Source organism: Arthrobacter paludis (assembly GCF_056782315.1).
The window spans coordinates 76,679-101,602 of record NZ_JBXAEW010000010.1 but is presented as its reverse complement, the minus strand read 5'-3'; the positions used below and the strand labels follow the sequence as shown (position 1 = coordinate 101,602).

The 24,924-nt window shown below is 70.0% G+C and carries 37 protein-coding genes and 1 tRNA gene; 4 read left to right on the top strand and 34 right to left on the bottom strand.

The annotated features are described in order from the left end of the window. Positions 1-8: 8 nt before the first annotated feature. From AC1Q5D_RS10195 to AC1Q5D_RS10045, 31 genes are all read right to left on the bottom strand, one after another. Positions 9-956 (bottom strand): major capsid protein, encoded by a 948-nt coding sequence (locus tag AC1Q5D_RS10195; protein WP_481738484.1) that lies wholly within the window; start codon positions 954-956, stop codon positions 9-11. 56 nt (positions 957-1,012) lie between these two features. Then, positions 1,013-1,729: a hypothetical protein gene (locus AC1Q5D_RS10190; protein ID WP_481738483.1), complete on the bottom strand. Its 717-nt coding sequence runs from the start codon at positions 1,727-1,729 to the stop codon at positions 1,013-1,015. A 62-nt stretch (positions 1,730-1,791) separates the two neighbouring features. Continuing rightward, positions 1,792-3,021 carry a hypothetical protein gene (locus tag AC1Q5D_RS10185; RefSeq protein WP_481738482.1) on the bottom strand — a complete coding sequence of 410 codons (1,230 nt, stop codon included), beginning with the start codon at positions 3,019-3,021 and terminating at the stop codon, positions 1,792-1,794. 38 nt (positions 3,022-3,059) lie between these two features. Continuing rightward, positions 3,060-4,520, bottom strand: coding sequence for a phage portal protein (locus AC1Q5D_RS10180; protein WP_481738481.1), 1,461 nt, complete (start codon positions 4,518-4,520; stop codon positions 3,060-3,062). A gap of 8 nt (positions 4,521-4,528) precedes the next feature. Beyond that, positions 4,529-5,119, bottom strand: a complete 591-nt coding sequence (locus AC1Q5D_RS10175) for a terminase (RefSeq protein ID WP_481738480.1) — start codon at positions 5,117-5,119, stop codon at positions 4,529-4,531. Next, entirely contained in the window at positions 5,119-6,180 is a 1,062-nt protein-coding gene (locus AC1Q5D_RS10170) for a terminase (protein WP_481738479.1), read from the bottom strand. Before AC1Q5D_RS10170 ends, AC1Q5D_RS10175 begins: the two co-directional genes overlap by 1 nt. Further along, positions 6,164-6,700: a hypothetical protein gene (locus AC1Q5D_RS10165; RefSeq protein ID WP_481738478.1), complete on the bottom strand. Its 537-nt coding sequence runs from the start codon at positions 6,698-6,700 to the stop codon at positions 6,164-6,166. Before AC1Q5D_RS10165 ends, AC1Q5D_RS10170 begins: the two co-directional genes overlap by 17 nt. A gap of 80 nt (positions 6,701-6,780) precedes the next feature. Then, the gene (locus tag AC1Q5D_RS10160) at positions 6,781-7,005 is read right to left on the bottom strand and encodes a hypothetical protein (protein ID WP_481738477.1); all 225 of its coding nucleotides are present in this window, start codon (positions 7,003-7,005) and stop codon (positions 6,781-6,783) included. A 99-nt stretch (positions 7,006-7,104) separates the two neighbouring features. After that, positions 7,105-7,506, bottom strand: a complete 402-nt coding sequence (locus AC1Q5D_RS10155; protein WP_481738476.1) for a hypothetical protein — start codon at positions 7,504-7,506, stop codon at positions 7,105-7,107. A 115-nt stretch (positions 7,507-7,621) separates the two neighbouring features. Continuing rightward, positions 7,622-8,275, bottom strand: a complete 654-nt coding sequence (locus AC1Q5D_RS10150) for a DUF7341 domain-containing protein (RefSeq protein ID WP_481738475.1) — start codon at positions 8,273-8,275, stop codon at positions 7,622-7,624. 111 nt (positions 8,276-8,386) lie between these two features. Then, positions 8,387-8,716 carry a VRR-NUC domain-containing protein gene (locus AC1Q5D_RS10145; protein WP_481738474.1) on the bottom strand — a complete coding sequence of 110 codons (330 nt, stop codon included), beginning with the start codon at positions 8,714-8,716 and terminating at the stop codon, positions 8,387-8,389. After that, entirely contained in the window at positions 8,713-9,933 is a 1,221-nt protein-coding gene (locus tag AC1Q5D_RS10140; protein WP_481738473.1) for an HNH endonuclease, read from the bottom strand. The genes AC1Q5D_RS10145 and AC1Q5D_RS10140 overlap by 4 nt, the downstream gene beginning before the upstream one ends. 9 nt (positions 9,934-9,942) lie before the next feature. Beyond that, complete coding sequence (locus AC1Q5D_RS10135) at positions 9,943-10,083, bottom strand: hypothetical protein (protein ID WP_481738472.1); 141 nt, start codon at positions 10,081-10,083, stop codon at positions 9,943-9,945. Then, positions 10,080-10,358 (bottom strand): hypothetical protein, encoded by a 279-nt coding sequence (locus AC1Q5D_RS10130; protein ID WP_481738471.1) that lies wholly within the window; start codon positions 10,356-10,358, stop codon positions 10,080-10,082. Before AC1Q5D_RS10130 ends, AC1Q5D_RS10135 begins: the two co-directional genes overlap by 4 nt. 92 nt (positions 10,359-10,450) lie before the next feature. Then, the gene (locus AC1Q5D_RS10125; RefSeq protein WP_481738470.1) at positions 10,451-11,257 is read right to left on the bottom strand and encodes a hypothetical protein; all 807 of its coding nucleotides are present in this window, start codon (positions 11,255-11,257) and stop codon (positions 10,451-10,453) included. After that, on the bottom strand, positions 11,254-11,571 hold the full coding sequence (locus tag AC1Q5D_RS10120; protein ID WP_481738469.1) for a hypothetical protein: 318 nt from the start codon (positions 11,569-11,571) through the stop codon (positions 11,254-11,256). Before AC1Q5D_RS10120 ends, AC1Q5D_RS10125 begins: the two co-directional genes overlap by 4 nt. Before the next feature lie 67 nt (positions 11,572-11,638). After that, positions 11,639-12,013, bottom strand: a complete 375-nt coding sequence (locus AC1Q5D_RS10115) for a hypothetical protein (protein WP_481738468.1) — start codon at positions 12,011-12,013, stop codon at positions 11,639-11,641. A 2-nt stretch (positions 12,014-12,015) separates the two neighbouring features. After that, a complete protein-coding gene (locus AC1Q5D_RS10110; protein WP_481738467.1) occupies positions 12,016-12,441 on the bottom strand; it encodes a hypothetical protein in 426 nt (141 codons plus the stop codon). A 127-nt stretch (positions 12,442-12,568) separates the two neighbouring features. Beyond that, positions 12,569-12,895 (bottom strand): WhiB family transcriptional regulator, encoded by a 327-nt coding sequence (locus AC1Q5D_RS10105; RefSeq protein ID WP_481738466.1) that lies wholly within the window; start codon positions 12,893-12,895, stop codon positions 12,569-12,571. Further along, complete coding sequence (locus tag AC1Q5D_RS10100) at positions 12,895-13,263, bottom strand: hypothetical protein (RefSeq protein ID WP_481738465.1); 369 nt, start codon at positions 13,261-13,263, stop codon at positions 12,895-12,897. Before AC1Q5D_RS10100 ends, AC1Q5D_RS10105 begins: the two co-directional genes overlap by 1 nt. Then, positions 13,260-14,657, bottom strand: coding sequence for a ParB/RepB/Spo0J family partition protein (locus AC1Q5D_RS10095; RefSeq protein WP_481738464.1), 1,398 nt, complete (start codon positions 14,655-14,657; stop codon positions 13,260-13,262). The genes AC1Q5D_RS10100 and AC1Q5D_RS10095 overlap by 4 nt, the downstream gene beginning before the upstream one ends. A 3-nt stretch (positions 14,658-14,660) precedes the next feature. Beyond that, positions 14,661-14,954 carry a hypothetical protein gene (locus AC1Q5D_RS10090; RefSeq protein WP_481738463.1) on the bottom strand — a complete coding sequence of 98 codons (294 nt, stop codon included), beginning with the start codon at positions 14,952-14,954 and terminating at the stop codon, positions 14,661-14,663. After that, entirely contained in the window at positions 14,951-15,190 is a 240-nt protein-coding gene (locus tag AC1Q5D_RS10085) for a hypothetical protein (RefSeq protein ID WP_481738462.1), read from the bottom strand. Before AC1Q5D_RS10085 ends, AC1Q5D_RS10090 begins: the two co-directional genes overlap by 4 nt. Then, positions 15,187-15,387 carry a hypothetical protein gene (locus AC1Q5D_RS10080; protein ID WP_481738461.1) on the bottom strand — a complete coding sequence of 67 codons (201 nt, stop codon included), beginning with the start codon at positions 15,385-15,387 and terminating at the stop codon, positions 15,187-15,189. The genes AC1Q5D_RS10085 and AC1Q5D_RS10080 overlap by 4 nt, the downstream gene beginning before the upstream one ends. Then, positions 15,384-15,677 carry a hypothetical protein gene (locus AC1Q5D_RS10075; protein WP_481738460.1) on the bottom strand — a complete coding sequence of 98 codons (294 nt, stop codon included), beginning with the start codon at positions 15,675-15,677 and terminating at the stop codon, positions 15,384-15,386. Before AC1Q5D_RS10075 ends, AC1Q5D_RS10080 begins: the two co-directional genes overlap by 4 nt. Continuing rightward, the gene (locus AC1Q5D_RS10070) at positions 15,674-16,084 is read right to left on the bottom strand and encodes a hypothetical protein (protein ID WP_481738459.1); all 411 of its coding nucleotides are present in this window, start codon (positions 16,082-16,084) and stop codon (positions 15,674-15,676) included. Before AC1Q5D_RS10070 ends, AC1Q5D_RS10075 begins: the two co-directional genes overlap by 4 nt. After that, complete coding sequence (locus AC1Q5D_RS10065; RefSeq protein ID WP_481738458.1) at positions 16,081-16,878, bottom strand: phage antirepressor KilAC domain-containing protein; 798 nt, start codon at positions 16,876-16,878, stop codon at positions 16,081-16,083. Before AC1Q5D_RS10065 ends, AC1Q5D_RS10070 begins: the two co-directional genes overlap by 4 nt. A gap of 2 nt (positions 16,879-16,880) precedes the next feature. After that, the gene (locus tag AC1Q5D_RS10060) at positions 16,881-17,201 is read right to left on the bottom strand and encodes a hypothetical protein (RefSeq protein WP_481738457.1); all 321 of its coding nucleotides are present in this window, start codon (positions 17,199-17,201) and stop codon (positions 16,881-16,883) included. Then, the gene (locus AC1Q5D_RS10055; protein ID WP_481738456.1) at positions 17,198-18,106 is read right to left on the bottom strand and encodes a hypothetical protein; all 909 of its coding nucleotides are present in this window, start codon (positions 18,104-18,106) and stop codon (positions 17,198-17,200) included. Before AC1Q5D_RS10055 ends, AC1Q5D_RS10060 begins: the two co-directional genes overlap by 4 nt. A gap of 76 nt (positions 18,107-18,182) precedes the next feature. Continuing rightward, positions 18,183-18,488, bottom strand: a complete 306-nt coding sequence (locus AC1Q5D_RS10050; protein WP_481738455.1) for a hypothetical protein — start codon at positions 18,486-18,488, stop codon at positions 18,183-18,185. Then, a complete protein-coding gene (locus tag AC1Q5D_RS10045; RefSeq protein ID WP_481738547.1) occupies positions 18,485-18,709 on the bottom strand; it encodes a helix-turn-helix domain-containing protein in 225 nt (74 codons plus the stop codon). Before AC1Q5D_RS10045 ends, AC1Q5D_RS10050 begins: the two co-directional genes overlap by 4 nt. Before the next feature lie 284 nt (positions 18,710-18,993). Between AC1Q5D_RS10045 and AC1Q5D_RS10040 the strand changes: the two genes are divergently transcribed. Both AC1Q5D_RS10040 and tcmP read left to right on the top strand, forming a co-directional pair. After that, positions 18,994-19,704 (top strand): helix-turn-helix domain-containing protein, encoded by a 711-nt coding sequence (locus AC1Q5D_RS10040; protein ID WP_481738454.1) that lies wholly within the window; start codon positions 18,994-18,996, stop codon positions 19,702-19,704. Positions 19,705-19,732: 28 nt separating this feature from the next. Next, positions 19,733-20,908, top strand: a complete 1,176-nt coding sequence (gene tcmP / locus AC1Q5D_RS10035) for a three-Cys-motif partner protein TcmP (protein WP_481738453.1) — start codon at positions 19,733-19,735, stop codon at positions 20,906-20,908. Here the strand turns inward: tcmP and AC1Q5D_RS10030 are convergent. Then, entirely contained in the window at positions 20,905-21,654 is a 750-nt protein-coding gene (locus AC1Q5D_RS10030) for a DUF5131 family protein (RefSeq protein ID WP_481738452.1), read from the bottom strand. The genes tcmP and AC1Q5D_RS10030 overlap by 4 nt on opposite strands. A 96-nt stretch (positions 21,655-21,750) precedes the next feature. On the opposite strand from AC1Q5D_RS10030, the gene AC1Q5D_RS10025 reads away from it, so the two are divergent. Then, positions 21,751-22,152, top strand: coding sequence for an ImmA/IrrE family metallo-endopeptidase (locus AC1Q5D_RS10025; RefSeq protein WP_481738451.1), 402 nt, complete (start codon positions 21,751-21,753; stop codon positions 22,150-22,152). On the opposite strand, the gene AC1Q5D_RS10020 is transcribed toward AC1Q5D_RS10025, so the two are convergent. Further along, positions 22,149-23,258 carry a tyrosine-type recombinase/integrase gene (locus AC1Q5D_RS10020; RefSeq protein WP_481738450.1) on the bottom strand — a complete coding sequence of 370 codons (1,110 nt, stop codon included), beginning with the start codon at positions 23,256-23,258 and terminating at the stop codon, positions 22,149-22,151. The genes AC1Q5D_RS10025 and AC1Q5D_RS10020 overlap by 4 nt on opposite strands. Positions 23,259-23,347: 89 nt before the next feature. Further along, positions 23,348-23,432 (bottom strand) — tRNA-Leu (locus tag AC1Q5D_RS10015). Between the two features lie 161 nt (positions 23,433-23,593). Between AC1Q5D_RS10015 and AC1Q5D_RS10010 the strand changes: the two genes are divergently transcribed. Beyond that, positions 23,594-24,919, top strand: a complete 1,326-nt coding sequence (locus AC1Q5D_RS10010) for a M20/M25/M40 family metallo-hydrolase (RefSeq protein ID WP_481738449.1) — start codon at positions 23,594-23,596, stop codon at positions 24,917-24,919. Positions 24,920-24,924 lie beyond the last annotated feature (5 nt).

Below are 24,924 nucleotides of genomic sequence, written 5' to 3'. Positions count from 1 at the left end.
TTCCTGGCCTAGGAGTTGAGCACGCCGCGCAGGCGCGCGGCGGCGCGGCCGCCGAAGTTGGCGACGCCGCAGTAGAACTCGATGCGGGTACGGAGGGCCGGCTTCTCCTGGAGCTGGCCCAGGTCGTCGACCATGACCCCGCCGTTGGTGAGGCCGGTGACCGCCTGGTCGCCCTCGTCCTGGCCGAACTTCACGGCGTAGATCGAGGAGGCGGTGCCGGCGGCGGTGCCCTGGGTCTCGGTCTGGGGCAGGACGTCGGATCCGGCCAGGTTCTGGCCGGGGTCCAGGACCGGGATCCCGTTGTAGGTGAGGACCCGCTTGTTGGTCAGGTCCTCGCGGATGAAGTCCGCGCCGCCGAGGCGGCGCAGGGACGACGTCAGCTTGCCCAGGAGGGCCGAGTTGGCGTAGATCGCGCCGTTGGTCCCGTTGATGCCCGGAACGGCCGCGACGAGGGCGTCGAGCGCGTCCAGGAAGTCGTGGCCCGCGGAGACGATGCCCATGCCGTTGACGTCCGCGTCGAGCACCTGCGCCCCGACCAGGCGCTTCTTCAGGCCGTCGAAGGCCTTCGCGTCGACGGTGACGTCGCCGTTGAAGAAGGTGTCCTGGAACTTGTAGGACGCGGCCTTGACCTTCATCGCCGTCTGCACGGCGCGCTGGTCGTTGACGTTGGAGCGGGTCTGCTGGATGAACCGGTCCACGTCGGCGTCGCCGCCGAGGATCGAGAGCGTCTCGGTCCGCTGGACGACGGTGCCCGTCGACTCGGTGTAGGCCTCGTTCACGGCACGGAACGCGACGTTGGGCAGGGTCGCCTCGGCGTTGTACGCGTAGGCGTTGCCCTCGATGTCCATCAGGGGCAGTCGGTCGAGGAGGGGGGAGGCCTGCACGAACGTCTCGATGACGCCGCGCTGGAGGTCGTTCTGAGACAGCGTCGCCGCCTCAGCAAGGGTGACAGCCATGTCGGCTTTCCTTTCGTGGTGGTTGGACGACCCGAGGGCTGTTCCCTACGGGGCTGCTACTTCGAGGACGAGTACGCCTGCCGCATCCGGTCCAGGCCGGGGCGGGCATCGACCTTGCCGGCGTCGCCGGCACCGGCGCCGGGGACGTGTCCGCTGCCGGGGGCCGTGCCCCACTTGGCGATCCACGCGTCGGCGTCGGCGGTGATCTCTTCCTCAGTGGCGCCACGGAGTCGCTCCGCCGCCTCGAGGTCCAGACCCTTCTGCGCCGCGATCCGGTAGCGCATGAGCGTCTGCTCCTGCGTCTGGATCGTGGCGTCCTTCTGCTTGTCCGACGTGCGCAGGCTGTCCAGCTCCTGCTGGCGGCGCTGCTCGTCGGTCTGGCCGGCCTGCTCGAGCTCCTTGATCCGCGCGTCGCGCGCGGCCAGATCCTGCTTCAGCTGCCGAGCCGTGGCCCGCTCGGCCTCGAGGGCGCGCTTGCCGGGCTCGCCGAGCTTCTCGTCGCCGTCACCGCCCTCACCGGCGCCTGCGCCGCCCTGGCCGCCAGCCGCGCCGGCGCCAGCGTTGCCGCCAGCTCCCGCCCCGCCGTCGCCGCCGGCTTCGCCCCCGGTGCCGCCCTGGCCGCCGTCGCCGCCAGCGTTGGCGTTCATCTGGGCGTCGCCCCAGAACCGGCGGTGGAAGTCGATCAGCCGGTCCACGCCCCCCGGTGCGTACGGGTCGATCCCGTGGATCGTCCTGCCGGCGGTGGCCGCGGCCTTGCTCAGGCGCTTGTTCATGGTGTTCCCCTATCGCAGAGGTCGGAGCCCGGGGCCTCGCGCCCCGTGGCTGGTCGGTTGGGTCAGCGGGTGAAGACCTCGCCCCGGGAGGCGAGCATCTTCCGGTAGTGGTTCTCCACGTCCGCTGCTATCCGCGGTGTCAGCGGGCCGGCCGAGTAGGCCTCCCGCGGTGACAGCGCAGGGTTTCCGAAGGGATTCACGCCCCGCTGGACGAGCTCCCATCGAGCCTTCGCGTCGAACAGCCGCCGCTCGGCGGCCGTCATGGTCGCGCGCACGTTCGGGTCGCGGCCGTGCTTGATCGCGTCCTCGATCCGCTTGCGCGCCGCGCCGTAGGCGCCTCCGTGGCCGAGCTGGCCGTAGCCCTGGCGCTGGCCGACGATGGAGCCCAGCGGGTTCTGCCCGCCGGGGAGGATGTACCCGTAGCGTTCGAGGTCCCGAAGGGCCCCTGCCCGGTCGTTGCCGTTCAGCTGGTATATCGCCTCCGGCGTCAGCCGGCGGCCGCGGGTCTGCCGCGCGGTCTCGGACTGGCCGAACGCGCCCCGCCGCGTTGTGCCCTCGGTGGTCATCAGCCCGCCGGGCTTGATGCCGCGGCGGGCGTTGACCACCTGGGAGACGTCGGCGCCGTCGCGGATCGCCTGGGCGCCGGCCCGGCCGAACGCCTTGTCCTGTTCGGCCTCCGTGAGGGAGCCGAAGTAGGCGTAGGCGTCCGTGCGCAGGTCCCCGGCCCGGTCCTCCACCGTCGGCACGTGCGTGCAGTCGCAGCGCGGGTGCCGCAGGAACCCGGCGTTCCAGCGGTAGACCCGGCCCGCGAGGATGACGCACCGGGCGCACGACGGCGGGGCGAGCATCCGCGTGTAGAACACCGTCGGCCGCGCCGCCGTATCCACGCCCGCGGCCGCGCGGCCGGTGTCCGAGACCGTGGTGTGCACGATCCTGTCCATGCGGTCCCGGCCGAGCTCCAGCGCACGGGGCGGCGCCATGCCGCCGGCGATGGCCGCCTTCACCTGCGTCACGGGCGAGTACAGCAGCGACGCCAGGGGCCGCCCGTCGGCGGCCTGCCCGGCGAACCCGGCAGGGTCCACGAACGCGTCCGGCGCCCGGTACACGCCCTGCTGGGCCAGCGTGGACGCCCCGTAGGAGGCGCCCTCCGCGGCGGCCCGGACCTGCAGTGCCCGTAGCTCGAGCTCCAACGGGGCGGCGGTCTCGGCCCAGCTCGCGTCCAGGTCCCGGAGGGACACCCGGCGCCACGCCCGGCGTGCCGCCGCCAGCCCCAGCAGGACCAGTGCGCGCATCGCGTTGTCGTGTTGCCGGGCTCCCTCCGGGTAGTCGGTCACGGCGCCGTGGCGGCCAGCTTGTCCGCCATCGCGTTCATGGCCGCGTCAGCCGCGTCCCGGTCCCGGTCCGAGTTCGCCACCCAGTCCTTCACGCGCGGCGGGGTGGCGCCCGGCAGCATCGCCCAGGCGTCCTCGCGGGACATGCCGGAGACGATGAGCTTGCCGATCGCATCCACGATCTGCGCGAAGCTGCGCGGCTCCGTGTCCGCCCAGATGACCTCCGACGTGTTGTCCTCGTGGGACTCGCCACGCGCCCGGTTGGCCAGGCGCATGACCTGCTCGAGCGACTCGCCGGCCGCCCGCTTCAGGTCCTTCACGAGCGACTGGAGCGTGGACTCCGCTCCGGCGAGCGCGTCGCCGGAGAGGTTGGCCATGCGGGAGAGCAGGTACTGCGGTGGGATCTGCCCCGTGGCGAAGAAGTCCGTGAGGAACTCCTGGAGGACCTTGACGTAGTTGTCGAGGTTGGACTCCGGGAGGTCGTAGACCTTCGTCTCGGATCCGGGGAAGACCAGGGCCCTGTCGACGCCAAAGCGGCCGGGGGAGCGGGTGACGGGGATCTGGAGCCCGTTGCCGTCCAGGACCGGCTGGCCATCCTTGTCCCGCTTGATGAGGGGGTGGCCGTTCTGGTCGCGGACGACGGGGTCGTAGGCTGTGATGATCCGTTGGCGGTAGGCGGAGAACTGCATGGCCAGCAGGGCGTTGAAGCGGATCGTGTTGATGGCGTCCTGCTGCGGCATGAGCGCCTCGACCGCGGAGCGGGGGTTCCCATCGCTGTCGGTGTTGTAGTCGAACGCGACGAAGGGGAGTTCGCGGAGGCCGTGCTTGCCGCTTCCGGCGTGCTCCCACTTTCCCCCGAACGCGGAGTCGACGCTGACGAAGCGGTGCCAGTCCTCGACACCGTAGACGTAGCCGTGCTTCGTCCGGCCGCCGGCCTGGACGTTGCTGGGGAGGATCAGGCCCGAGGGCGGGCGCTCGGCCGTGGTGAAGATCTTGACCGCCCAGGTGTGGGTGAACGGGTCCTCGGGGTCGCTGCCGATCCAGACGCGGCGGGCGTTCTCGGGCCGGATCCTCGGGGTCCTGCGCCGGGCGGGGTCCGCGGAGACGGACATGACGCCGCGGCCGTGGGCGTACATGTCCCGGAAGACGATGCCCTGGCGGGAGTCGAGCCGGTTGGGCTGCCAGACCTCGTTCCAGGCGGCCTCGTCGGCGTTCTCGTTGCGTCCGGTGCGGAAGCCGTCGACCTGGAGACGCTGGGTGGGGGCGAACACGGCGATGCCCATCCAGTTGGCGATCGCCATCCTGCGCAGCTGCTCGTATTCGGCGTTCACTCCCTCGGGCGCGTAGGGGAGTTCCTGGTCGCCCTTGAGGTAGTCCTCGATCTTGTCCCAGGGCTTCTCCCGCTGGCGCAGCTCGTGCTCGCCGAGCTCGAGGTGTTCGCGGGCCTGTGCTACGTCCACGGCACCTCCTAGTTGAATCCGTAGGCTGCGGTCGAGACGCCCACCGGGGGCTGGTAGTAGGCCGACCATCCGGCGGCCCGGGCGTCGCAAGCGGCCTCGTGCGCGACGACGGACGTGACCGCGGCGTCGATCTTCTGGTGCTCGGACGGCTTGAGGATGATGTACCGCTGGTTCGTGCGTGCGAACATCCGGGCGTTGCCCACGTGCAGGGCCGTCACCGGGCAATCGTCGTGCGTGAGCTGCCCGGAGTTCAGGTCGACGATGAACCGCTCCAGCGCGGCGTGCATCGGCGCCGGGCGGTAGGTCTCCCACTGGATCACGCGCTTCTCCCCGTACTTCAGGGACCAGCCCTCGATCTCCGTCTTCCACAACGGCGGGTCGCAGTACATGCGCTCGACCTCGTGGGTCGTGAACAGCTCCTCGACAGCGGCGTCGACCTCGGCCCGCGGGATCCGGCCGCCGTATTCGGCCGGGTCCCAGATCGTCGGCTTCCGGTCGGGGCCGAAGGTCGGGGTGAACTGCCACCCGCCCACGGTCTCGGCCCGGATGCACGTGAAGTCGCTCTTGTCCGAGCCGTCGAACCCGAGGCAGATCCTCACTACGCCACCCCCTGCACCGCGGCCACGGACTCCGTCGAGGACCACAGGCCCTCGGGCATCCACGCTCCCTTGCCCTGGACCAGGATGTTCCCGTAGAAGCGCTCGGCCTCCTCCGGGTCCTTCTCCATCAGCTCCAGTGCCTCGGCCTCGATGCCGTCCAGATCCACCCACGGGGAGCCCTCGTAGACGTACTCGAGGATCTTCCGGCGGTCCCGCGCCCGCTTGAACTTCAGGCCCTCCGGAGGCTCCCGGTAGAACCGGAAGATGTCCTGGGCCCGCGACTCCCGGGTCTCCTGGGCGGTCGAGTTCGCGCCCGGGTCGTAGGCGTTCGTCGTCTCGATGCTGCGCCCGCCGATGCCCGCCAGGCCTCGGCGGGCCGTCCTGCCGACGCCCTTGAGCTTGTTCGACTCCGTCCACGTGCCCGTCTCGTCGAAGCCCGCGAACGTGATCGGTGCGCCCAGCCTGGACAGCGCCGAGGACGTGACCGACTCGATCTTGCCGTCCTCGCCGATGCGCGTGAACTCCTCGCCGACGCGCAGATGCTCCGCCAGCGGCCCGTGCTTGACCATCTCCTTGAGCGGGCCGTACGTGTTGTCCACCTGCTCCTGGGAGGAGGCGAACAGCTGGATCAGCGGAGTCGGCCAGGGCATGCCCTTCGGCTCGCCCTCGCGGTACTCGTAGACGAATCCGCAGTCGCAGTCCCAATCCAGGCAGTCCCACGCCTCGCCGTCGTGCGCCCACCCCGCGAACAGGGCCGGCCCCTTCGCCTCGTTCAGCGTCACCGACGCCAACCAGGGCCCCTTGCCCGTCTTCTGCGGAGCGATGACCTGCGAGCGCCGGTTGTGGAAGGCCGGCGCCAACACGGGCTGCTCGGGAACCCAACGGGCCGCGGGCTTCATCCGGTAGTGGTTGACGGTGCACCAGAGCTGCCAGTCGCTCATGACGAACGGCTGGCCGCGCCGGAACCCGGTGGGGACCGGGCAGTGGGCCGCGATCCAGTCGGCGGCGAGGAACCCGAGGGTCGGGAAGTCGACGACGTACCGCTCAGCCTCCGGTGCCACTGGGCACCACCGTGAACCGGTCGCGCGAGGACGGCCGGCGAGCGCCGGCGTTCTCATCGCGGCGCTCCTCGCGGCGCTGGCCGACTTCGTCGGCGGCGATCTTCCAGCGGTTGCGGAGCATGGCCGTCTGGGAGAGGCCTAGCCGGTCGGACCACTGGCGGGCCTCGCCGGCGGCCTTGAGACTGCCGCGCTCGCCCTGGACAAGGAGCCGCACGTACAGGGCGACGTCGTACAGCCAGCCGAGCCGCTCCCAGGCGGTGGCCTGAGGGGTCTTCCAGATCTGGCGCCAGACGTCGAGCTCCCGCTTGTCGAGGGCGCGGGCCCCGGCGTCGTTCCGCTCCTCGGCGGGCTTCATCCGCTCGAGCTCCCGCCACTTCTCCAACGGCCACGCCGGCGCGTTTCCGGGCCGCCCCTTGGCCGGGAGGAGGGTCCACTGCTGCTGGTCGTCCTTGCGGGTCCGACGAAGCGCGTTCGGGTCGCGCGCCGGTCCGCTGTTGACGCGGGCTCCGCCTCGGGGCATGGGGTTCCACCTGCTTTCCCTGCCGCATCGCGCGGCGAATCGGGGCCGGCATCGCGCCGGCTCCTCCAGTGGGGGTCTTGCTACGAGCCGTAGTCGTCGTTGTCGGTCAGGCAGGACACGGCGTGGGTGATCATGCCCTGCTGCACCATGCCCGTGGTCTGGTCCGTGGTGCTGACCAGGAGCATGTCCTCGAGCCTGCCGGCGCTCGTGCTCCGGACCGTCCGGGCGAGGACGATCACGTCGACGACGACGGCATCGTCGTCCGGCTCCTCGAGCTCGATTTCGTGGCCGTAGATCCGGGCCATTCCGCGACCTCCTTCCGGGGCTTCGTTTGAACCTGACAGACCCCGGAAGTTTGAACCTGACTAGGGGTTTCACGGAATCTACTGAACCTGCCAGACCATCTAGAGCCCTCCCCGGCGGTCCGGCGCTTCCCGGTCGGCCGGGGGTGCCCCCCACCCCTCGGCGGAGGCGGTCGAAGGCTGCTCGAATACGGCATGGGAGGCGCGTCCCGCGGCCCCGAGGTTGCATCGCAGGTGCTCGGGACCAGACCAGGCGCGGCGGTCGTCGGTGTGGCCGAGCTGGAACGGCTCGCCCGGTTCGAACCAGGCACCGCACCTGCCGCACCGGTAGTGCTCGACGCCCCGGCGCTCGATGTCGCGCCGCTTGCGCTGGTGCGCCGGGCCGTAGCCGCGCTGGCTTGCGCTGCCGCGCCGCTGCTCCCGCTGCCGCTGGTGCGTGTCGCATCTGGTGCCGGGCCCGAGCTCGGGACAGCCGGGCTCGGAGCAGACCCGCAGTCGGGACACCGTGCCACCTCCCCGCACGCGAGAGGCCCGGACCTGCTGGTCCGGGCCTCTGCCTCCTGGTTTTGGATACAGGAGTGGTAAGTGGTTTCAGGATAGGCGAGAAACTACACGGCTGTCATTCCGCGGCGCCCGTCGGCGTGGCGGGCAGCGCGCCCCGGGCCAGGGCGTGGATCTCGTCCCCGGTCCACGTCCCGCCACAGGCGCCGCACCGGGTAACCATCACGCTGCCGAGGAACGTGACCATCGCCAGCCGGCGCATCGTCTCTCCCGCCTCCTCGACCCGGGCGAAGTACTCGCCGCACTCGGGGCAGGAGATGTGCAGCGCCACCTGCCGGGGCGGCTCGAACAGGTACTCGATGTCCAGCGCCCAGCCGGCCAGCAGTTTCATGCACTCGCGAGCGTTTGCCTCGTCGTGCTCGACGCGCTGCGCCCAGTAGCGGATGCGGTCCTCCAGCGTGCGCCCGCCCGGACGCCACGTCGCATCGCGCACGAGCCACACCTGCTGCGCCACCTCATCACTGATGCGCACCTCGAGGTCCAGGGCGTCCAGAGCGAGCGGGACGCCCGGGCTTACCCCGCCACCGCCACCACCTCCCGTCTCCATGCTCGGACGGAACTCGGCGCGCAGCTGCGCGAGCAGCGACGGCGCATCGTAGAACCGGCGCCGTGTCCGCCCGTCCTCGTCCTGCCACACCGCCACCTGCTTGGTCGTCCTGGTCATGCGGTCCACGAGCTCACGCAATCTCGCCCGGTAGTCAGTCCCGGCCATCGTCTTCCCTCTCAAGCTCGTCGGCATCGCGCCCCTCCTCCTTCGCCATTGCCAAGTTGATGCATCCCCAACACCGCCGCCCGAGCGGGCACCGGTCCAGGAAGGCGCCCCTCATGGGCCGGCCAGCTCACGCTGCACCCGACCCGACACCCAGTCCCTCGGCCGCCACACCCCGGCGTCCTGACCGACCGCCACCAGATGGGCCAGCCAAACCTCCTGCGCCGCCGACACGCGGCCCTTCTCGGTCTTCAGCTCCCGGAACAGCAGCCGGCCCTGCCGGACATTCACCAGGACCAGATCCGGCCACCCCGACGGCGAGCGCCGGGAGTCGTAGGTGTGGAAGTGCCGCCAGCCCAGCGTTTGCGCCGCGGCGATGACCTGGTCCTGGAACTCCTGCTCGGGCCAGCTGAGGATCTGCTGCTCGAGCGGGTTCGGGGTCACTGGTCCACCGCCGAGTCCTGGCACGGCCGGCACGGCATGGGCTGGCCGTGGTCCTGGCAGGTGGTCTCCTCGACGACTTCCGAGGGTCTGCCTTGCCAGCCATGCCACGGGGAACCGAACCGGCCGCCGTTGGAGACCTCGGGAGCAGGACCACCATCAGCCACAGCAGGCGAAGCCCCAGCCCGGGCACCAGTCCCAGCGGGCTTGCCCTTCCCGCCACGCTTGCGACGGCGGGACTTGGGCTGCGGGGGATCGGAGGGCGCGGGCTGACCCTGTGGTGACCCTGTCTCTAACCCAGTACTTAAACCCTGCCCTGCCCTGCCAGCCCGCGCGTCCCCGCGCATACGCCCGTGGAGAGCTTCCGGCTCCGATACCGGGCCCGATCCGGTGCGTGGATCGGATTCGATCGGTGTTTCGATCCTGGCGGCCGCTGAGGGCGGGGGGCCGATCCTCGCGTTGAAGCGGGCGGCGTGGTCCTGTGCCGGCTCGACGGTGTCGCGCGCGATCGACGCTCCCGGAGTGTCCTGCTCTGCGGCCACGAGGGGCGAGCGCGTCTCGACGGGGGCGGATACGGCGGCGCGTTCCGGAGCCGGGCGCAGGGTCATGCCTGCCTGCTGCGGGGTGCGGCGTCCCTTCTTGCGGTTGCACTCGGCGCAGGCCAGGACCACGTTCACGGGTCCGATGGCCTTCGTCGGGTCGATGTGGTCCATCTCGGGGCGCAGGTCGCCCTTCTGGGTGGCGCGCTTGACCTCGCGGCCGCAGTACCGGCAGTTGCCGCGGGTCGCGTTCGGGTGGTCCGTGCAGTCGCGGGCCCAGACGGCGGCGATGAGCTTCGCGTCCTTGAGCTCCTTGCGCTTGTCCCGGGCGAGCCGGACGTCCTCGCCCCGGTCGTAGCCGAGGGAGAACCAGTCGTGGAACACGAAGGTGCGCTCCGGGACCTGGGGGCAGCGTTCGCAGTCGTGGCCGTGCGCGTGCCAGAGCCCGACGTCGACCAGCATGGATGCCAGGAGATCGACCGCTTCCTTGTTCAGCGAGATCTTCACCAGCTCCGTGAGCGTGATCCTTCCGTCCGAGAGGGCAGCCTGGCAGAACGAGCCGGCCATGCCCCACAGGCCCAGCGCGGCGAGGCCCAGCAGGTCGTCGTCGAGGGCACGCACGGCGAGCGCGGTGGCCTTGCGGTTGACGTGGAGCTGGTCGTCGACCATGAAGTACGGCATCTGTGTGGTTCAGCTCCTTCCGCTCTGATGTCTGTTTGGGTCCGTCTCGACCTCGTGTCGTTGTTCGCAGTCCCGCGCGAGGCCGGGGACGACCTTCTGGTCGCCGCAGACCTGGCAGATCCACTGCTGGTCGTATTCGTCGTCGGTCACGTCCCGTAGGCCTGCTTTCTGGCGATGTTGGCCTTGCGCTGCAGCCACTCGGCCACGGCGGGCAGGGACTTCGGCACCGCGTGGACGAGGCGCTGGAGCATCACGTACTGGATGAACGGGGCCGCCGCTGTGACTGCCGCCCTGCCGGCGAGCGCGAGCTGGGTCTGGTCGGCGATGGTGAGGGTGGACCAGTCGGTGTTCAGGGCGCCGGCGATCGCGCGGCCCGCTGCCTCGCCGGCCGCGTCGGTGGCGGTGGCGGTCTGGTTGATGATCATGGCTGCCCGCCCTGCTTCTTGATGTGCTCGACGAGGCAGGCTGTGCTGCAGAAGTCGAAGATCGTGCGCGTGGTCATGGCGTCTCCTCTTCGTCAGGCCGCTGCGCGGCCGTTCTTGCGGGTGTGGGGTTGGGTGTCCCTGGGTTCCCCGGCGCGGAGGCGGGAGGCGAGGTCGCCGCGGCCGTACCGGTGGAGGCGGCGTTCGAGGCCGCTCCAGCCCTTGAAGCCGAGGCGCTCGGCGATCTGCTCGCCGGTGGAGCCGGTGCGGCGGAGGAACTCGACCTCCTCGATGAACGCCTCCTTGGACTGCTCCCGGCGATCACCATGGGGGCGCTCGAGCACCGGCGTGTGCGTGGGGTCGTCGATGAGGTCGTCGTCCCAGGCGAGCGGGGGCAGGAACCCGGCTTTCGCCGCGTTGTCCCTGGCCCTCTGGGACGGGCCGGGCTTGTCCCAGAGTTGGTCGTAGACCCGGACCATGGCGTCGTGCTTGGCCCGGCTGACCAGGTCCCCGGGATGGTGCAGGAGATTCGCCGAGCTGGAACCGAGCAGGGGCGTGATGTCGCCGTGCCGGTACCCGATGGCCATGAGCGCCTGGAGGCGGCGCCGCGCGCCGACGGCGGGCACGAACCCGGCAGCCATGGGGCGGGCGAAGACGCTGCCGGGGCGCAGGCTGAGGATCGCATCGTGGGTCGCGTTCTTGCATCTGGCCTGCTGGCCGTGGTGGATCGAATGCACGGACTGGACCGAGACGCCGGCCGCGTCGCCGATGCCGCGCAGCGTCCAACCCAGGGCCAGCAGCTCGGCGATGCGCTCCCGCACCCGGGTCGCGTCCCGAGTCCGCTTCAGGCCCCGCTCGCGCTCGATCCGCCACTTCTTCGCGTACGCGTAGTCGTAGCTCACAGCGCCTCCTGCCCGTGGCCGTCAACGCACCCGCAGGGGACCAGCTCGTCGGCCCCGACGTCGAGGGCCTGCCCGGTGCAGATCCGGTGCTTCCCGTCCCGGCACTCAGGGCAGACCGGAGCATCGGCGCCCGTGACCTGGACTAGGTCGTCGCCGGCGAGGCCGAGGGCCCCGGTGCTGGTGACGATGTAGACCCGGCCGGGCGCGGCGCCGGGGTGGACTTCCTTGATCCCTCCGGCCGGGCCGCCAGCGTAGGTGATGGTGCGGCCGACGTCGCGGTCGGTGAGGGTGCGCGCCTCGCGTGTGACGGTCATGAGTGGTCCTCTCGGGTGTTGTCGGTGGTGTCCTCCACCAGCTCCTGCATCACGTGCTTCTCGGAAGTCACGCATGCTCCTTGAAGTGCCAGGTGATGTAGTCGAGCTCCCACTCGACTTCGATGGGGCCGGCGCGGTTCATCCCGCGGGGGACGCAGCTGTCGCGCATGTCGTCGAAGTCGTCACCGTCGTAGACGGCGCCGTCGTTCTTGAACCAGTCGTCCATCCAGCAGAGGCCGTGGTGCTCGGGCTCGTGGCCGGGCCCGTTGTCGACCATGTGGTGGCGGTCGAAGTATTCGCAGCCGCAGGACGGGTAGAAGTGGCAGGCCCCGTAGAGCCACGGGCACTTGAACTCGACCTGGGGTTCCTCCCACTCGCCGTCCTCGTCCCGCGTGGAGGTGACCGTGACGTAGTGGGGGAGCTGGGCGCCGTGTGCTCCCATGGCTAAAAGTCCGTTTCGTAGATGCGGGCGACGCGGATATCGAATCCGAAGGTGATTCCGTCGTCCGTCTTGCCGTAGACGTGGACCGTGGCCTCTTCGGCGGTGCGATCGGTTTCGTCGGTGCGGAACCCCTCGCCGTCGCCCAGAAGCTCGCTGCCGAGGAAGTCGAGGATCTGCGCCAGCTTCGGAGGCCGGCGGTCAGCAACCTGCTGGGCGGACAGGGACTGTTCCACGTCCTGGGGCCGGAGGATGAGGCTGCCTCGGTCGTCGTTTGCCCAGTAGAAGGGCATTCCGTCTTCGGACTCCTCAGCGCTGACGTAGCACTCGATGATCGCGAGCTGCCCCTTGCGGTAGGCACGATCCGGCCAGTGCTCGGGCGAGTCGTTGATGGTGCGCACCTGTGCGCCTTCTTCGATCGGCATGGTCATGGCGTCTCCTTCGTGTGGCATTTGCAGGCGCAGGGGCCGGATCGGTTGTTGAGCCAGTCGCGGGCATGGCCGTCGCATCCGGGGTGCGTACCGTGCCAGCAGGCCACGGATTCGGTGAACATGCCCATCAGGCGACCCTGTCCCGGCGGGCCAGGTGGAGGTCGTAGCGTTCGCGCGGGGTCAGACCGCCCCAGAGGGCGCCGCGGCCCGCCGTGGGGATGCCGCCCTCGAGCTGCATGGCCTTCTCCAGGCACACTGTCCGAATCGGGCACGCGGCGCAGATCCGCTTGGCCTCGTGGAAGATCCCGTACTCGTTCTCCCTGTCGGCCGGCGGAACCCAGAGCTCCCGGTCCGCGCCCTCCTGGGCGCACAGCGCCGCCGTGCGCCGCACCCTCGTGGGCGCCGCCCGGTCCGGGGACTTCGCCAGCGTGAGCGCGTACCTGTGCTGCGCCATCAGCCGCGCCCCCTCAGCACCGGCGAGCGCTCGGCGTTCTGGCGGGCGACGATGCGTTCGAGGGAGAGGCGCAGGCGGGCAAACCCGATGGCGTCGCCGGCGGTGGGGAAGGGCAGGGTCTGGCCCTTGAGGCGGTCGTGGAGCTGCCACGGCTGACCCGTCTGGCGGACCCGCTGGAGCCGGCCGGTCGTGGCGGTCCAGACGCCGACGGGGGAGTAGTCGGTGTTCACGATCCGGAAGCGGCGCCGTGCGGGGTTGGCGCCGCGGGGGGCCGCGGGGCCGGGCCGGTGGGCGGGGGCGGTGTGGGTGCCTTCGTGGCGGACGAACGCGGCCTCGAGGGCGGAGCGGGGTGCGGCGGTCGCGGTCACTGGTCGTCCCCGTCCTCGTCGGCGGTGCCCTCGGGGTCCTGGTCGGTTTCGGCTTCTTCCTCCTGCTCCTCGCGGGTCTTGAGGATGGTGCCGAAGTGCTCCACGGCGGCGTTCTCGGCCTCGGTCGGCTGGTAGCCGAGGATCCCGTCGCGGATGCGGCGCCATTCGACGAGGGTGTCGTGGTCGTAGCCGAGGTTCATGGAGTAGGACCACCGGTTGGTGATTGGGTGGCGCAGCTCGGAGACGGCGAGGAGGAGCAGGAGGTTGTAGGCGGAGAGCTTCTCGATGGCGGGGTCGCCGGGTTCGAGGCCCGTGAGCTCGTTCAGGGTGTCCTCGGGGACGGCCCGGGCGACGAGGAGTGCGCCGAGCCTGCCGATGGTGTTCGGGGGCAGGTGGGCGCTTCCGCCGATCCTGTCCGCGAGCCAGTCGGCCTCGACGTCGGCTGCCGTGCGCAGGTCCTCGAGGATCCTGGCCTCGGCGGCGGCGTGCTTCTGCCGTTCGACCTCCTCCGGGGACGGTTCCTGCGCCGCCTGCGTGTCGGTGGGTTCGGGTTTGGCGCGGAGCAGCCACGCCTGGCGGTCGAGGCCCTCGACGACGAGGCACCAGCCGTCGGCCTTGAGCCCGTTGGCGGCGTCCTGTTCCATCACCCACTTCGCGTTCGTCTCGACCTCGACGCCGAACTGGCGGGCCATCCAGTGCCGGGCGCCCATGTCCTCGGGCAGGGTGCCGGTCTCCAGGCCGAGCTCGGCGGCGCGGGCCGTGATGGCCGGCAGGGTCTCGGTCTTCCACTTCACCGCCTCGTCGGCGCGGCGGACCGCGAAGTCCCAGTTGTAGGCGGGGCCGGCGGTTGCGGCCTCGACCTGCTCCTGCACCTCGGGGTGGGCCGCGAACCGGGCCACCTCCAACGCCTTCTCCAGGGTCACCTGGTGGCCCTCGATCCGGGACTGCAGCTCCTCCGAGAGCCCGTTGAGGCGCATCCGCTCCCGCACGGTCTTTTGGGCCCGTCCAGTGCGCTTGGCGATCTCCTTCACGGCCAGGCCTTCGAGCTCGAGCTGCTCGTAGGCCTTGGCCTCCTCGACTGCGGTCAGGTCCGCGCGCTGCAGGTTCTCCACCAGCATCGCCGCGATCTGGTCCGCCTTCGTGCGCAGGCCGTGGTTCACGACCACCGGCACCTGGTCGAGGCCGGCCTTCCGGGCGGCGGCCAGCCGGCGGTGCCCGGCGATCACCGTGTAGTCGCCCTCCAGGGTCGGGTGCGGGGCCACCGTCAGGGCCTGCAGGATGCCCTGCTCGCGGATGCTGTCCGCCAGCTCCGACAGGTCGCCCAGGTCCCGCCGGACGTTCCCCTCGTGGGGACGCAGCTGGGAGACCGGCATCAGTTCCAGGGTCGTGTTCATCATTCAGCCTCTCGGGTTCCGCAGGCGGTCCGCCTGCTGGTCGAATCTCATGGCCTCGGCCAGGTTGGAGACCGCCGACGCCGCCACGGCGAGCGCCTGGCTGGTGTCGGTGGCGTTGTCGATGGCGCGGGCGGCGTGGCGGAGTTGGATGGCGGCCGCGGTGCGGAGGTCGGCGGAGGCCTGGGCGGCGTCGTCCGCGCGTTCGCCTGCGGGTCGGCGGCCGGCGGGGTGCTCGGCGCGGGCCCGGGCGGCCGCGAGTGGGGTGACGTTGCCGAGGAACTCGGCTTCCGTGGTCACGGCTTGCCACCGCCCCGGGAGAGGTGGCGGGCGCTGGCCAGCAGGTGCGGGTCCAGGGCACCGCGGGCTGCCGCGGCGCGGAGGCGCCGGCGGCGGTCCCGCTCGCGGCGGCGGTGCCGGGCCGCGTACACCGCGGCGTGCAGCAGGGCCACGGTCCCGACCAGGACGACGGCGAGGGCCAGGACCGCGACGACGGCGGCAACGAGGACGGCGAGCAGGGCCTCGGGGCCGTTCACTGGAACCTCCCCAGGTCGAGGACCGCCGCCGCGGCGGCAGCGGTGACGACGGCGAGGGCGAGGACCGCGGGGCCCGCCAGGGTGGCCTGGGTGGCCGCCCAGAGCAGCCCGGCGGCGATGACTGCGGGCAGGTACACGAGGACGGTACGGCGGCGCGCGGCGACGGCCGGCGACGGTGGTCGGAGCAAGCTGGTCATGGGGTGACTCCTGGGAGTGTATCCGGGGCCTGGAGGGGCCGTTCGGTGACTGGGTTGAAGCCCGCAGCGTCGCGGGAATCGACGAGGATCCGGCCCGTGCAGGCCGAGAAGTGGCCACGGACCTCGACGTCGATGCGCCGTGCCCTGGGCCAGACGGTGCGGGCGGCGAGGACCACCGCGTCCTTGAGGTCCTGCTTCGAGCGGAAGCTCACCTGCGGCCTGTCCCTGCGGGGTGGTTCCCCGGTGGGCTGGATGATGATGTGCCGGTACTGGCGAGGCAGATACGTCACCGGGCGTCCCCGTGGCCGCGCAGCACATACCCGGCGAGCTCGTCGCCCTCCAGCACAGGAGGCGCGACAGCCCGCAACCGGGCGACCGAGCCGACGGCGGGAACGCTGATCCACTCGCCCGGGCGCTCCTGCGTGCGCATCCGGGGGCGGGCACGCGGGGCGCTGCGGGCCGGACGGGCGCCGAGCGCCGCGACGAGCATGGACTTCGCGAACACCGTGGACATCAGGTCGAACACCGTGTCGTCGCTGGCCCGCCGCATGGCCGCCAACGCGTTGTCCAGGTAGAGCCGCTCCATCCGGGGCTGGCCCGTCGCCGCGGCGCGCGCCGCCCGGCCAAGAAGCTCCACGGCCCGGGCGATCTGCTCCCTGATCCCATGCTGGTGCGGGGTCTCGATGATCGTGGTCATGCTGCAGGCTCCTTCGTGAGGCGGTCGCGGATCGCGGCCAGTCCCTTCGGTGTGATGCGGACCTGGGGAGGGTCGGCGACCTTCTCCCCGGTCTCCGGGTGGTAGTGGAACTGCGCCTTCTCGGCGAGGCGCCCGCAGTCGACCTGCGCCTGCTTCGCCCGGGGTTTTCCGGCCTGCCGGTACACCCAGCCCCACTCCTCGAGCCGGGCACGCAGGCGCTTCTCGCCGGTGAGGATGTCGTGGTCGCGGGCCAGGATCTTTGCGGCCTCGTTCACGGAGTAGTCCCCGGCCGAGGACAGGAACGTGTCGAACGCCTCCGCCTTCGGCGCGGCGACCGCCAGCTGCCGGTCGCGCTCGTCGATCTTCCGCTTCGCGGCGACCAGGGCCCGGGCCATCAGCTCGTCCTCGTCCAGGGGCTCCCCCGGCGACGGCGCGGTCTCGGCCTCCCGGGTCTTCACCGCGAAGTAGGCCTGCGCCGCGGCGACCTCCGCCTTGTTCGGGTCCCCGTTCATCGCGACCAGGTAGGCCGCGAACCGCGACAGCTCGTAGTCCTGCTGCGGCTTGGTCGCGGTAATTCTTCGCGATCCCGAAAAATTGCGGTCCACGTCGTGGCCCTGGTTCCGCGCCGTCGTCATCGCCCGGCCCAGCGGGACCATAAGGTTCTTCCACTGCTCGTACCCCATGACCGGCATCAGGTCGCGCGCCGACCAGAACTCCGAACCGTCCACACGCACCCGACGGAGGGCGTCGAACGGCGAGCGCTGGGCGTCGAAGAGGCCGATGGGCTGTTCCATGATCAGGTGTCCGTTCTCTCCGGTTCGGGCTGGGCGTAGTGCTGGTCGAGGAACAGCTGGGTTACCCGCTCGAGGACCTCCATGGCGTCGTCGGTTCGGTCGGCCAGACGGGTCACGTGCTCCAGTGCGGCGTCGACCTGGTCCGTCGCGTTCAGGGCGCTAAACCTGTCGAGCCCGTAGAGGAGGGACTTCGCAGCGGTCTTCGCGTCGTCGAGGGCCTTCACCCGCCGGTCCCTGTCCGCGTACGCGGCCTCGGTCTGCGGGGTCGCCGCGCCCTCGGGGACGACGGCCTGGAAGAACGAGGGCCTCGAATGCCAGCTCACTGCTCCAGGCCCTCCGCCTGGCGCTCCGCGGCGGCCTCTGCCTGCTCGAGCTCCCACCCGGTCTGGTCCGCCCAAGGGCCGATGCGGCCTGCGAGGTCCCGGACCGAGGTGCCATACCCGCGGAGGTCCTCGACCAGCCCGCGGACGCGGTCCCAATACGCAAGACCGTTGTCGACCTCGGCGGCGAGCAGCCGGCGCTTGTGGGTGATCTCTTCGAGCTCCTCGCGGATGCACTGCTCACGCCACGCGATGTCGCGGACGGCGGCTGCCACGACGTCATGGAAGGTAGCCGGGGCGCCCGCAGATGGGGGGACGGGCGCCCCAGCGTTGCCGGCCGCGCCCCGGGGGTCGGCGGCGGCCGGCTCGTTCCCGGACGGCGAGCGCGGGGGAGTGCGGCCGGCGTCCGGGGTTTTGGCCCGGCCGGACGAGGGGGACACGTCCGACCGGGAGTCTGTGGTGTGGATGGCCGTCACAGTGTCCGAGGGCGGCCAGGGGATCGCGCCCATGATGGGCCCCTCGTCGGCGCGGAGCAGATACTGGCGCTCCTGGCCGGCGATCTCGGGGGGCGCGAGGACTTCGGCCAGGGTCGGGGCGACGCCGGACGCTGGGGTCTGCGCGGAGGGCACCGTGCCGGTCAGGCGGACCGCTTCCGCCTCGTCCGGGTCCTGGGCGACGGCGGCGGCGTTCGCCGAGCCGCCGACGATACCGATGACGCGGGGACTGGTCTGGGTGCGGTGGCCGTTCAGCCACTGGACGCCGACCATGCCCGGGTACTCGGCCCGGATCTGCGGGCTCTCCGCGATGACGACGCCGCGGTGCCCATACTCGCGGTCGAAAACAGTGGTGCCCGGGGTGAAGGCCTCGGGCGGGATGCCCTGATGCTGGGTGGTCTCTACACTGGACATGAGTTCAGCTCCGATCTGGACTCGGTGCCGTCGGCTGTTCCCGCAGCCGGCGGCGTTTTCTTTGTCTGGCGTTCCGTCAGACGGCCTTGCGGCCGGCCGCCTTGTCGTGTGCCCGCTTCGAGCGGGACGTCGTGCGGAAGATGTCCGCGGGCTCCTCGGCCTGCTCCGCCAGGACCGGCGCGGGGGCCGGCTTCGGCTCGGCCGGCCGCTCCATGTGCTTCACCAGGGCATCGATCTGCGCCTGTGTGAACAGGACCTTCCCGCGGGAGCCCCGCGTGTAGGCCACCTCCCGACGCCGAACCAGCGCCCGGATCTCGTACTCCGTCACGTGCGGGCCGAGCTTCGCCGCCGTCTCCGCAGGGTCAAACAGTCGAAGATTCACGACGCCCTCCGTGCTTGGAAGTGTTCAGCGTGAGTTGTTTTAGTACTCACTTGGGTCAAAAAAAGATCCTCGACCCCGACCCCGAGAAATTTCGCGATCCTCAAGGCGGGCTCGGGCTCTAGGGTCTTCACGTCTCCGCGAACCAGGCGATTCATGTAGCTGTGCGACTTCCAACCCGCCTGCCTGGCGAGTTCTCGATTCGAGACCCCCTGCACGATCATGAGCCGCTGGAGCATCTTTCGGTCCCTGAGTTCCATCCAGAGATCTCCAATCACTGCGGTCCTTGCTTGCGACATCACCGTACTCCAATACAACTCGTTGTGTCCACTTTTCGAACTCATGATGCGTCGCCAGTGTCCACCCTGTCAACTGATCGCGCCCGCGTGCCCTCTGGTTCCGGCGTTCTGCGACTGGTCGTGTGTAGAGTTTCTGGTGTCCACTAGGGGCATGTGCGCTGTGTCCGCTCGCTTTGCCCCCAGCCGAACTCCCGGAAAGACTTCCGATCGTGAACAGCAACAATCCGCTCGGCGACCTGATCAGGTCCGCCCAGGAGGCTAACGGCTGGTCTGATCGAGAACTGGGGAATCGGGCGCACCGCTTAGGCCTCGACATCACCACGTCGAATTTCTCCCGCATGAAGAACCGCGGGATCGTCTCGATCAAGGGGAGCACGGTCAAGATGCTCGCCGAGGTGCTGCAGGTGCCGGAGGCCGAAGTCGCTCGTGCAGCTATGGCGAGCATGGGCGTGGACCTCCGTGCCGACACAACCTCCCTGGATGCTGCCGTTCACGCGTCAACGGAACTGAGCGCACGCGACCGCCAACTCGTCATGAGCCTGGTCGAAGCGATGCGCTCCACGCAGAGCGAGGGCACCCATGCCATGTCACGACACGACGACGAACAGCCAACCGGCGAGCGCGGGGGAGATGACCCGCCACGCCGTGGTGTTGGCGATGAACAGAAGATCCGGCCGGGGAGCCGCTGGGCTCCTCCAGTGGGGGAGCGGCGGATGCCGATTGACGTGATGATCGCCGGCGGCGCCGAGGATGAGCAGCCTGCTGCCCGGAATGTCCAGCGCATATCGGAGGACGACGAACCGCCGGCCCAGATCGCTGCCCACAAGCAGCCGCTTGGGCACGAGCTAACCCGGGACCAGTTCGACGAGGAGTACGGCGGGGCCGGAGAGGAATCTCAGGCGCCACCGGACGGAAGGTAGTCAGTTACTCAGGGATCAGGGGGGAACCATGTCTAACAATGCCGAATTCTTTGCAGCGCCTCAAACCGCTGCCGTCTTCAAGCACAAGCTGCTGCGGGACTATCTAACAGCCTGGGCGGCGAAAATGGGGAGCTGGGCCACGGACGTTGCGTTCGTAGATGGCTATGCGGGCGCCGGGCGATACGCAGGCGACGAGGAAGGTTCTCCGGCGATCGCGATGGAAGTTGCTCGCACGGCTGCGAAGGCTCGTGTGCGGTGTGTGTTCGTGGAGAAGTCGGCTGGCACTGCGGCCAAGCTTCGGGACGTCGTCGAGTCTGAAGGGCGAGGCGTCGATGTCGTTGGCCCCCTTCTCGGTTCCATCGAAGACCGCCTGGACGACGTGCTTGCGGCTATCGAGGGGCGTCCGTCCCTCTTCTTCCTGGATCCCTTCGGGACTGCGCTTGATCCGGACACGGTTGTGGAGCGGATCCTGATGCGCGGCAAAGTGTCAACCGAAGTGCTACTCAACTTCAGCCTGTCGGCAGTGTGGCGTATCGGCGGCCTGCTGCGCGATTGGGACGGCTCCGACTCGAGTCCAGCAGCGAAATCTATCGCTGCGGCTGACCGCTTCCTAGGCGGCGACTGGTGGCACGAGGACTTCAAGGACGCCCAACGGATTGCGGAAGAATCGGGCAACTACAGGCCCGCATCCATGGCAGCAGCAAGGGTCGCAAACCGCTACAGGGAGATGCTCACTGCACGCTCCGGCTATGAATCGCTTGCTGTTCCGATCCGGCGCCGCCGCAATACCGGCCCGATTTTTTCTCTGATGCTGTTCCACAAGCACAACGCCGCCAAGCTGCTCTTCGTCGACTCAGCGGCTCGGGCTCACAAGCGCTGGCGCGAGCAGGACTGGGAACAGTACGCAGAATCGGTCAAGGCCCCGGACGCGCTTTTCGATGTGGACCTCACGCCAGACTTCTTGAGGTCGGAAGCGGATCTCAAGGTCGCGGGCACAACCCATATCAAACAAGCGCTCCTGACCCAGCTCGAGCGGAATTCCGTCATCTCGCTGCCTTCGCACATCGAAGAGATCTACGGCCCATTTCTCGGGACCGCCGGCGAAGCCGAGCTGAAGGCCGCATGGAAGCAGCTGGCGGCGGAGGGAATCATCGCCAACCGCCGACCAGACAGGTGGTGGGATGCTGTCATCGCACGGAACTAGACCGCTACGGCAGGCGCCGGCATTTGATCCCAGGTCCGGCCGGCGAGCGCTCGTCCGTTCTGTTTGGGAGTGCGTCCGCCCCACTGCTTGAAGAAGAAGGGCACATCGGCGGCGAGGCACTGGTCGCGGATGTCCTCGACCCAGGCCTGCTCCATGGGGCGGTGGTTGGGTCCGGACTCGCCGCCGGCGATGACCCAGTGGATTCCGTCGAGCTCCAGGTTCGGCAGTGCGGTGAGCAGAGGCTCGCAGGAGAGGAACCGTACGGCCGCCGGCACCTCGCGGAGGTGGTCGATACGGTCGGTGACCGTGTGGTCCTCGACGGAGACGCCCATCCAGAGATTGGTCGGCCAGTCCAGCTGGTCGGCCAACCGGGCCATCCTGTGGGCGCGCTTCGTCAGCGCCTGGTAGGTGTGCTGTGGGGTCTCGCGAATGACGTCGAAGATGTCCCGGACGAAGGACAACGGGACCTTCGCATGGAAGAGGTCGCTCATCGAGTTCACGAACACGGTGCGCGGGGCCTTCCACCCGTACGGCTGGTCGAGGGCCGCGGGATGGATGGTCACGCCGAACCCTGGGCCGCTCGTCGCCGGGTTCCCGTCGTTCTGGTACTTCTCGGCGCCCATCGCCTTCAGGCGCTTCGCCAGGGCCAGGGCGTAGCAGTTATCGCACCCTGCGGCGACGCGGTCGCAGCCCGTGACCGGGTTCCAGGTGACCTCGGTCCATTCGATTGCCGACTTGTTGGCCATGGTGTTCCCCCTCGCGGTCAGCTTGCCATGCTACCCCCAAGCATCAGTCGAACATACGTTCGACATAATGTCACGTACCATCGCTAGCCTGTCGCCATGCCATGGGGGAGACTGGCCGCGCTGGGCAGCGCGCGCGTGATCTGGAGGAAGCCTGGTGCCGGCCTGCTTGGAGCGACGGACGGGCGATCCCGGATCTGGCTCGACCCGCGCCTGACCGAGACCGAGGCGCGCTGCGTCCTCGCCCACGAGCTCATCCACTTCGAGCTGGGCCACGACGGACCGCAACCCGAGGCCACCGAATGGGAAGTCCGCTGCCGGACCGCGTGCTGGCTCGTCCCACTCGAGGCCCTGCGCCGGGAGCTGCCGTGGGCGCGCGACTGCGCCGAGCTTGCCGACGCGCTCAACGTCACGCCCTGGGTGCTAGAGGACCGCTTCGCCTGCCTGACGCCGGGGGAGCGGGAGTCGCTCTCCAGCGTCGAGGTCCAGCCGCTGGCCTAGCCGAGCGCGTCGGCGGCGAGCTGGTCCGCGTTGTCCAGCAGGTGCCCATACGTGTCGACGGTGGTCTTGATGGTCTCGTGGCCCAATCGCACTTGGATCACGGGCAGCGGGACGCCGGCGGCGATCAACCAGGATGCGTGCGTGTGCCGCAGGTCGTGGGGCGCGGGCCGGACCTCGAGCGGATCCTCGTGGTCGGGGTGCGTGAGCCGGTTGACCATCGGCTGCCAGTACAGCTCGTGGAAGTGCCCGTTGTGCAGGGCCGTGCCGCCGGCACGCGCGAACACCAGGCCGTCCGGCCCGAGCGGGCGCAGCTGTGCGTCCATGGGCTCCACCAGGTACGAGGGGAGGACCACAGAGCGGCGGGACTTCGGGGACTTCGGGCCGCCGATCACGAATCCGCTGGCCCCGCGCTTCCACGCCCGCGTCACCTGCACGGTGTACCGGCCGTCGCGCTTGGGGATGTCCCGGCGCCGCAGCGCCGCGGCCTCCGAGTATCGCAGGCCCGACCCGGCCAGGAAGTGCACCAGAGTCGCGTACCGCGGCTCTATGGCCTCCGCGAGGACGTCGACCTGCTCCCGGGTCAGGAACACCGGCTCACGCGTCCTGGGCGCCGTCCTGGGTGCCCTGATCCCCACCGCCACGTTCTCGGCCGCCCAGCCCTGCTCCACGGCGTAGCCGAGCGCGCTGGAGAGCAGCGCGTGGACGTTCTTCTTCGACTTCGCCGACAGGTCCAGCGACTCCTCGAACCAATCCAGCACCTGCTGCCGGGCGAGCTTGTCCACGGGCCGGTGGCCCAGGTGCGGCTCGATGTGGTTGGCCAGCAGCCGGCGGTAGCGTCCGCGCGTGCCCGGCTCGATCCCGGTGAGCGAGTCGATGTGCCGGGCCACGACGTCGGCCACGGCCGGCGCCTTCGAGCGGTACTCCGCCGCGGCCTGCACGGCGAGCCGGAACGACTGGCCGTTGGCGTTCAGGAAGTCCCGGAGCAGCCGGGCCTCGTTCTCGTCGTCGAACGTGCGCGAGGTCTGCTTGCCCTCGTCCCGGTCCCGCCAGAGGACCTGGTACGCCCGGGTCCCATCGCGCCTGTCCATGATCCTGATGCTCGCCATGAACCGGGATACTAGCGACGCGATCAACCAATTTGGCGCATCCATCAACAAAGGCCCTAGCCAGATTGCTCTGACTAGGGCCTTTCTTGTGCGCGAGGGGGGACTTGAACCCCCACCCTCTATACGAGGACTAGCACCTCAAGCTAGCGCGTCTGCCTATTCCGCCACCCGCGCAGGTGGTCACTTTCGCATTGGCTCCGCCGGTTCCCCCGGCGTTCCCCCTGCGAAAGCAGCGAGTAAAACTCTAACACGACCTGCGGCGAAGTCCCAATTCCGCCCTCTTGCCGCTCTGGCTAGGCTGGACACGCACGGGCACACCAACGGAAGGGGACGCCATGGGCGAGGACCGGACGGCAGGCGGAGGCCCCGTCGCGGCCGACGAGGTCGTGGACATCTGCCGCGAGCTCATCCGCATCGACACGTCGAACTACGGCAACAACGACGCCCGCGGTGAGCGGGAGGCGGCCGAATACGCCGCCGGCCTCATGGAGGGCGGGGGGCTGGAGCCGCGCATCTTCGAGTCCGCTCCGGGGCGGGCCAGCGTCGTCGCCCGCATGGAGGGCACCGACCCCTCGCTGCCCGCGCTCGTGGTCCACGGCCACCTCGACGTCGTCCCCGCGGCGGCGGCCGACTGGAGCGTCGACCCGTTCTCGGCCGAGGTGCGCGACGGCTGCGTCTGGGGACGCGGGGCCGTCGACATGAAGGACATGGACGCGATGATCCTCTCCGTCCAGCGCCAAATGCACCGCGACGGCACGCCCCCGCGGCGGGACATCGTCTTCGCGTTCTTCGCCGACGAGGAGGCGGGCGGCGTCTACGGCGCGCGGCACCTGGTCGAAAACCACGCCGGGCTGTTCGAGGGAGCCACGGAGGCGATCAGCGAGGTCGGGGGGTTCTCCGCGACCGTCGGCGGACGCCGGGCCTACTTCCTGCAGACCGCCGAGAAGGGGATCGCCTGGCTCAAGCTCGCCGCTTCCGGGCGCGCGGGGCACGGCTCCCAAATCAACGACGACAACGCGGTGACGCGGCTCGCCGAGGCCGTGGCCCGGATCGGCAGGCACGAGTGGCCGATCGAGTACACCAAGACCACGCGCGCGTTCCTCGAGGCGATCTCGGACCTGACCGGCATCGAGTTCACGGAAGACGACCCGCAGGCGCTCCTTGACGAGCTGGGCACCGTCGCCCGCTTCGTCGGGGCCACGCTGCAGAACACGTCCAACCCCACGGCCCTGACCGCGGGCTACAAGCACAACGTCATCCCCGGGTCGGCCGAGGCGCTCATCGACAGCCGGACGCTGCCCGGCCAGGACGAACTCGTGCTGGAGACCCTGCGCGGCCTGGCTGGGGAGGGCATCGACATCACCGAGATCCACCGGGACCGCGCACTCGAGGTGCCCTTCGCCGGGGACCTGGTCGACTCGATGGTCTCCAGCCTCGCCGCGGAGGACCCCGACGCCGTCGTCCTGCCCTACATGCTCTCCGGCGGCACCGACAACAAGCACCTGGCCCGCCTCGGGATCACCGGGTACGGGTTCGCGCCGCTGCGGCTGCCGGAGGGCCTCGACTTCACCGGCATGTTCCACGGGGTCGACGAGCGGGTCCCCACCGACTCCCTGCGCTTCGGCACGCGGGTCCTGCACCGACTCCTGACCACCTACTGACCGAC

Excerpts from the sequence above, each read along its gene's own strand:
- AC1Q5D_RS10065 (WP_481738458.1), bottom strand. The coding sequence starts at position 16,878 with ATGGAACAGCCCATCGGCCTCTTCGACGCCCAGCGCTCGCCGTTCGAC.
- AC1Q5D_RS10160 (WP_481738477.1), bottom strand. The coding sequence starts at position 7,005 with ATGGCCCGGATCTACGGCCACGAAATCGAGCTCGAGGAGCCGGACGAC.
- AC1Q5D_RS10030 (WP_481738452.1), bottom strand. The coding sequence starts at position 21,654 with ATGGCCAACAAGTCGGCAATCGAATGGACCGAGGTCACCTGGAACCCG.
- AC1Q5D_RS10055 (WP_481738456.1), bottom strand. The coding sequence starts at position 18,106 with ATGTCCAGTGTAGAGACCACCCAGCATCAGGGCATCCCGCCCGAGGCC.
- AC1Q5D_RS10020 (WP_481738450.1), bottom strand. The coding sequence starts at position 23,258 with ATGGCGAGCATCAGGATCATGGACAGGCGCGATGGGACCCGGGCGTAC.
- AC1Q5D_RS10185 (WP_481738482.1), bottom strand. The coding sequence starts at position 3,021 with ATGCGCGCACTGGTCCTGCTGGGGCTGGCGGCGGCACGCCGGGCGTGG.
- AC1Q5D_RS10165 (WP_481738478.1), bottom strand. The coding sequence starts at position 6,700 with ATGCCCCGAGGCGGAGCCCGCGTCAACAGCGGACCGGCGCGCGACCCG.
- AC1Q5D_RS10130 (WP_481738471.1), bottom strand. The coding sequence starts at position 10,358 with ATGATCATCAACCAGACCGCCACCGCCACCGACGCGGCCGGCGAGGCA.
- AC1Q5D_RS10095 (WP_481738464.1), bottom strand. The coding sequence starts at position 14,657 with ATGAACACGACCCTGGAACTGATGCCGGTCTCCCAGCTGCGTCCCCAC.
- AC1Q5D_RS10115 (WP_481738468.1), bottom strand. The coding sequence starts at position 12,013 with ATGGGAGCACACGGCGCCCAGCTCCCCCACTACGTCACGGTCACCTCC.
- AC1Q5D_RS10080 (WP_481738461.1), bottom strand. The coding sequence starts at position 15,387 with ATGACCAGCTTGCTCCGACCACCGTCGCCGGCCGTCGCCGCGCGCCGC.
- AC1Q5D_RS10025 (WP_481738451.1), top strand. The coding sequence starts at position 21,751 with ATGCCATGGGGGAGACTGGCCGCGCTGGGCAGCGCGCGCGTGATCTGG.
- AC1Q5D_RS10120 (WP_481738469.1), bottom strand. The coding sequence starts at position 11,571 with ATGACCGTCACACGCGAGGCGCGCACCCTCACCGACCGCGACGTCGGC.
- AC1Q5D_RS10140 (WP_481738473.1), bottom strand. The coding sequence starts at position 9,933 with ATGCCGTACTTCATGGTCGACGACCAGCTCCACGTCAACCGCAAGGCC.
- AC1Q5D_RS10105 (WP_481738466.1), bottom strand. The coding sequence starts at position 12,895 with ATGGCGCAGCACAGGTACGCGCTCACGCTGGCGAAGTCCCCGGACCGG.
- AC1Q5D_RS10070 (WP_481738459.1), bottom strand. The coding sequence starts at position 16,084 with ATGACCACGATCATCGAGACCCCGCACCAGCATGGGATCAGGGAGCAG.
- AC1Q5D_RS10010 (WP_481738449.1), top strand. The coding sequence starts at position 23,594 with ATGGGCGAGGACCGGACGGCAGGCGGAGGCCCCGTCGCGGCCGACGAG.
- AC1Q5D_RS10190 (WP_481738483.1), bottom strand. The coding sequence starts at position 1,729 with ATGAACAAGCGCCTGAGCAAGGCCGCGGCCACCGCCGGCAGGACGATC.
- AC1Q5D_RS10110 (WP_481738467.1), bottom strand. The coding sequence starts at position 12,441 with ATGACCATGCCGATCGAAGAAGGCGCACAGGTGCGCACCATCAACGAC.
- AC1Q5D_RS10045 (WP_481738547.1), bottom strand. The coding sequence starts at position 18,709 with ATGATCGTGCAGGGGGTCTCGAATCGAGAACTCGCCAGGCAGGCGGGT.
- AC1Q5D_RS10150 (WP_481738475.1), bottom strand. The coding sequence starts at position 8,275 with ATGGCCGGGACTGACTACCGGGCGAGATTGCGTGAGCTCGTGGACCGC.
- AC1Q5D_RS10195 (WP_481738484.1), bottom strand. The coding sequence starts at position 956 with ATGGCTGTCACCCTTGCTGAGGCGGCGACGCTGTCTCAGAACGACCTC.
- tcmP (WP_481738453.1), top strand. The coding sequence starts at position 19,733 with ATGTCTAACAATGCCGAATTCTTTGCAGCGCCTCAAACCGCTGCCGTC.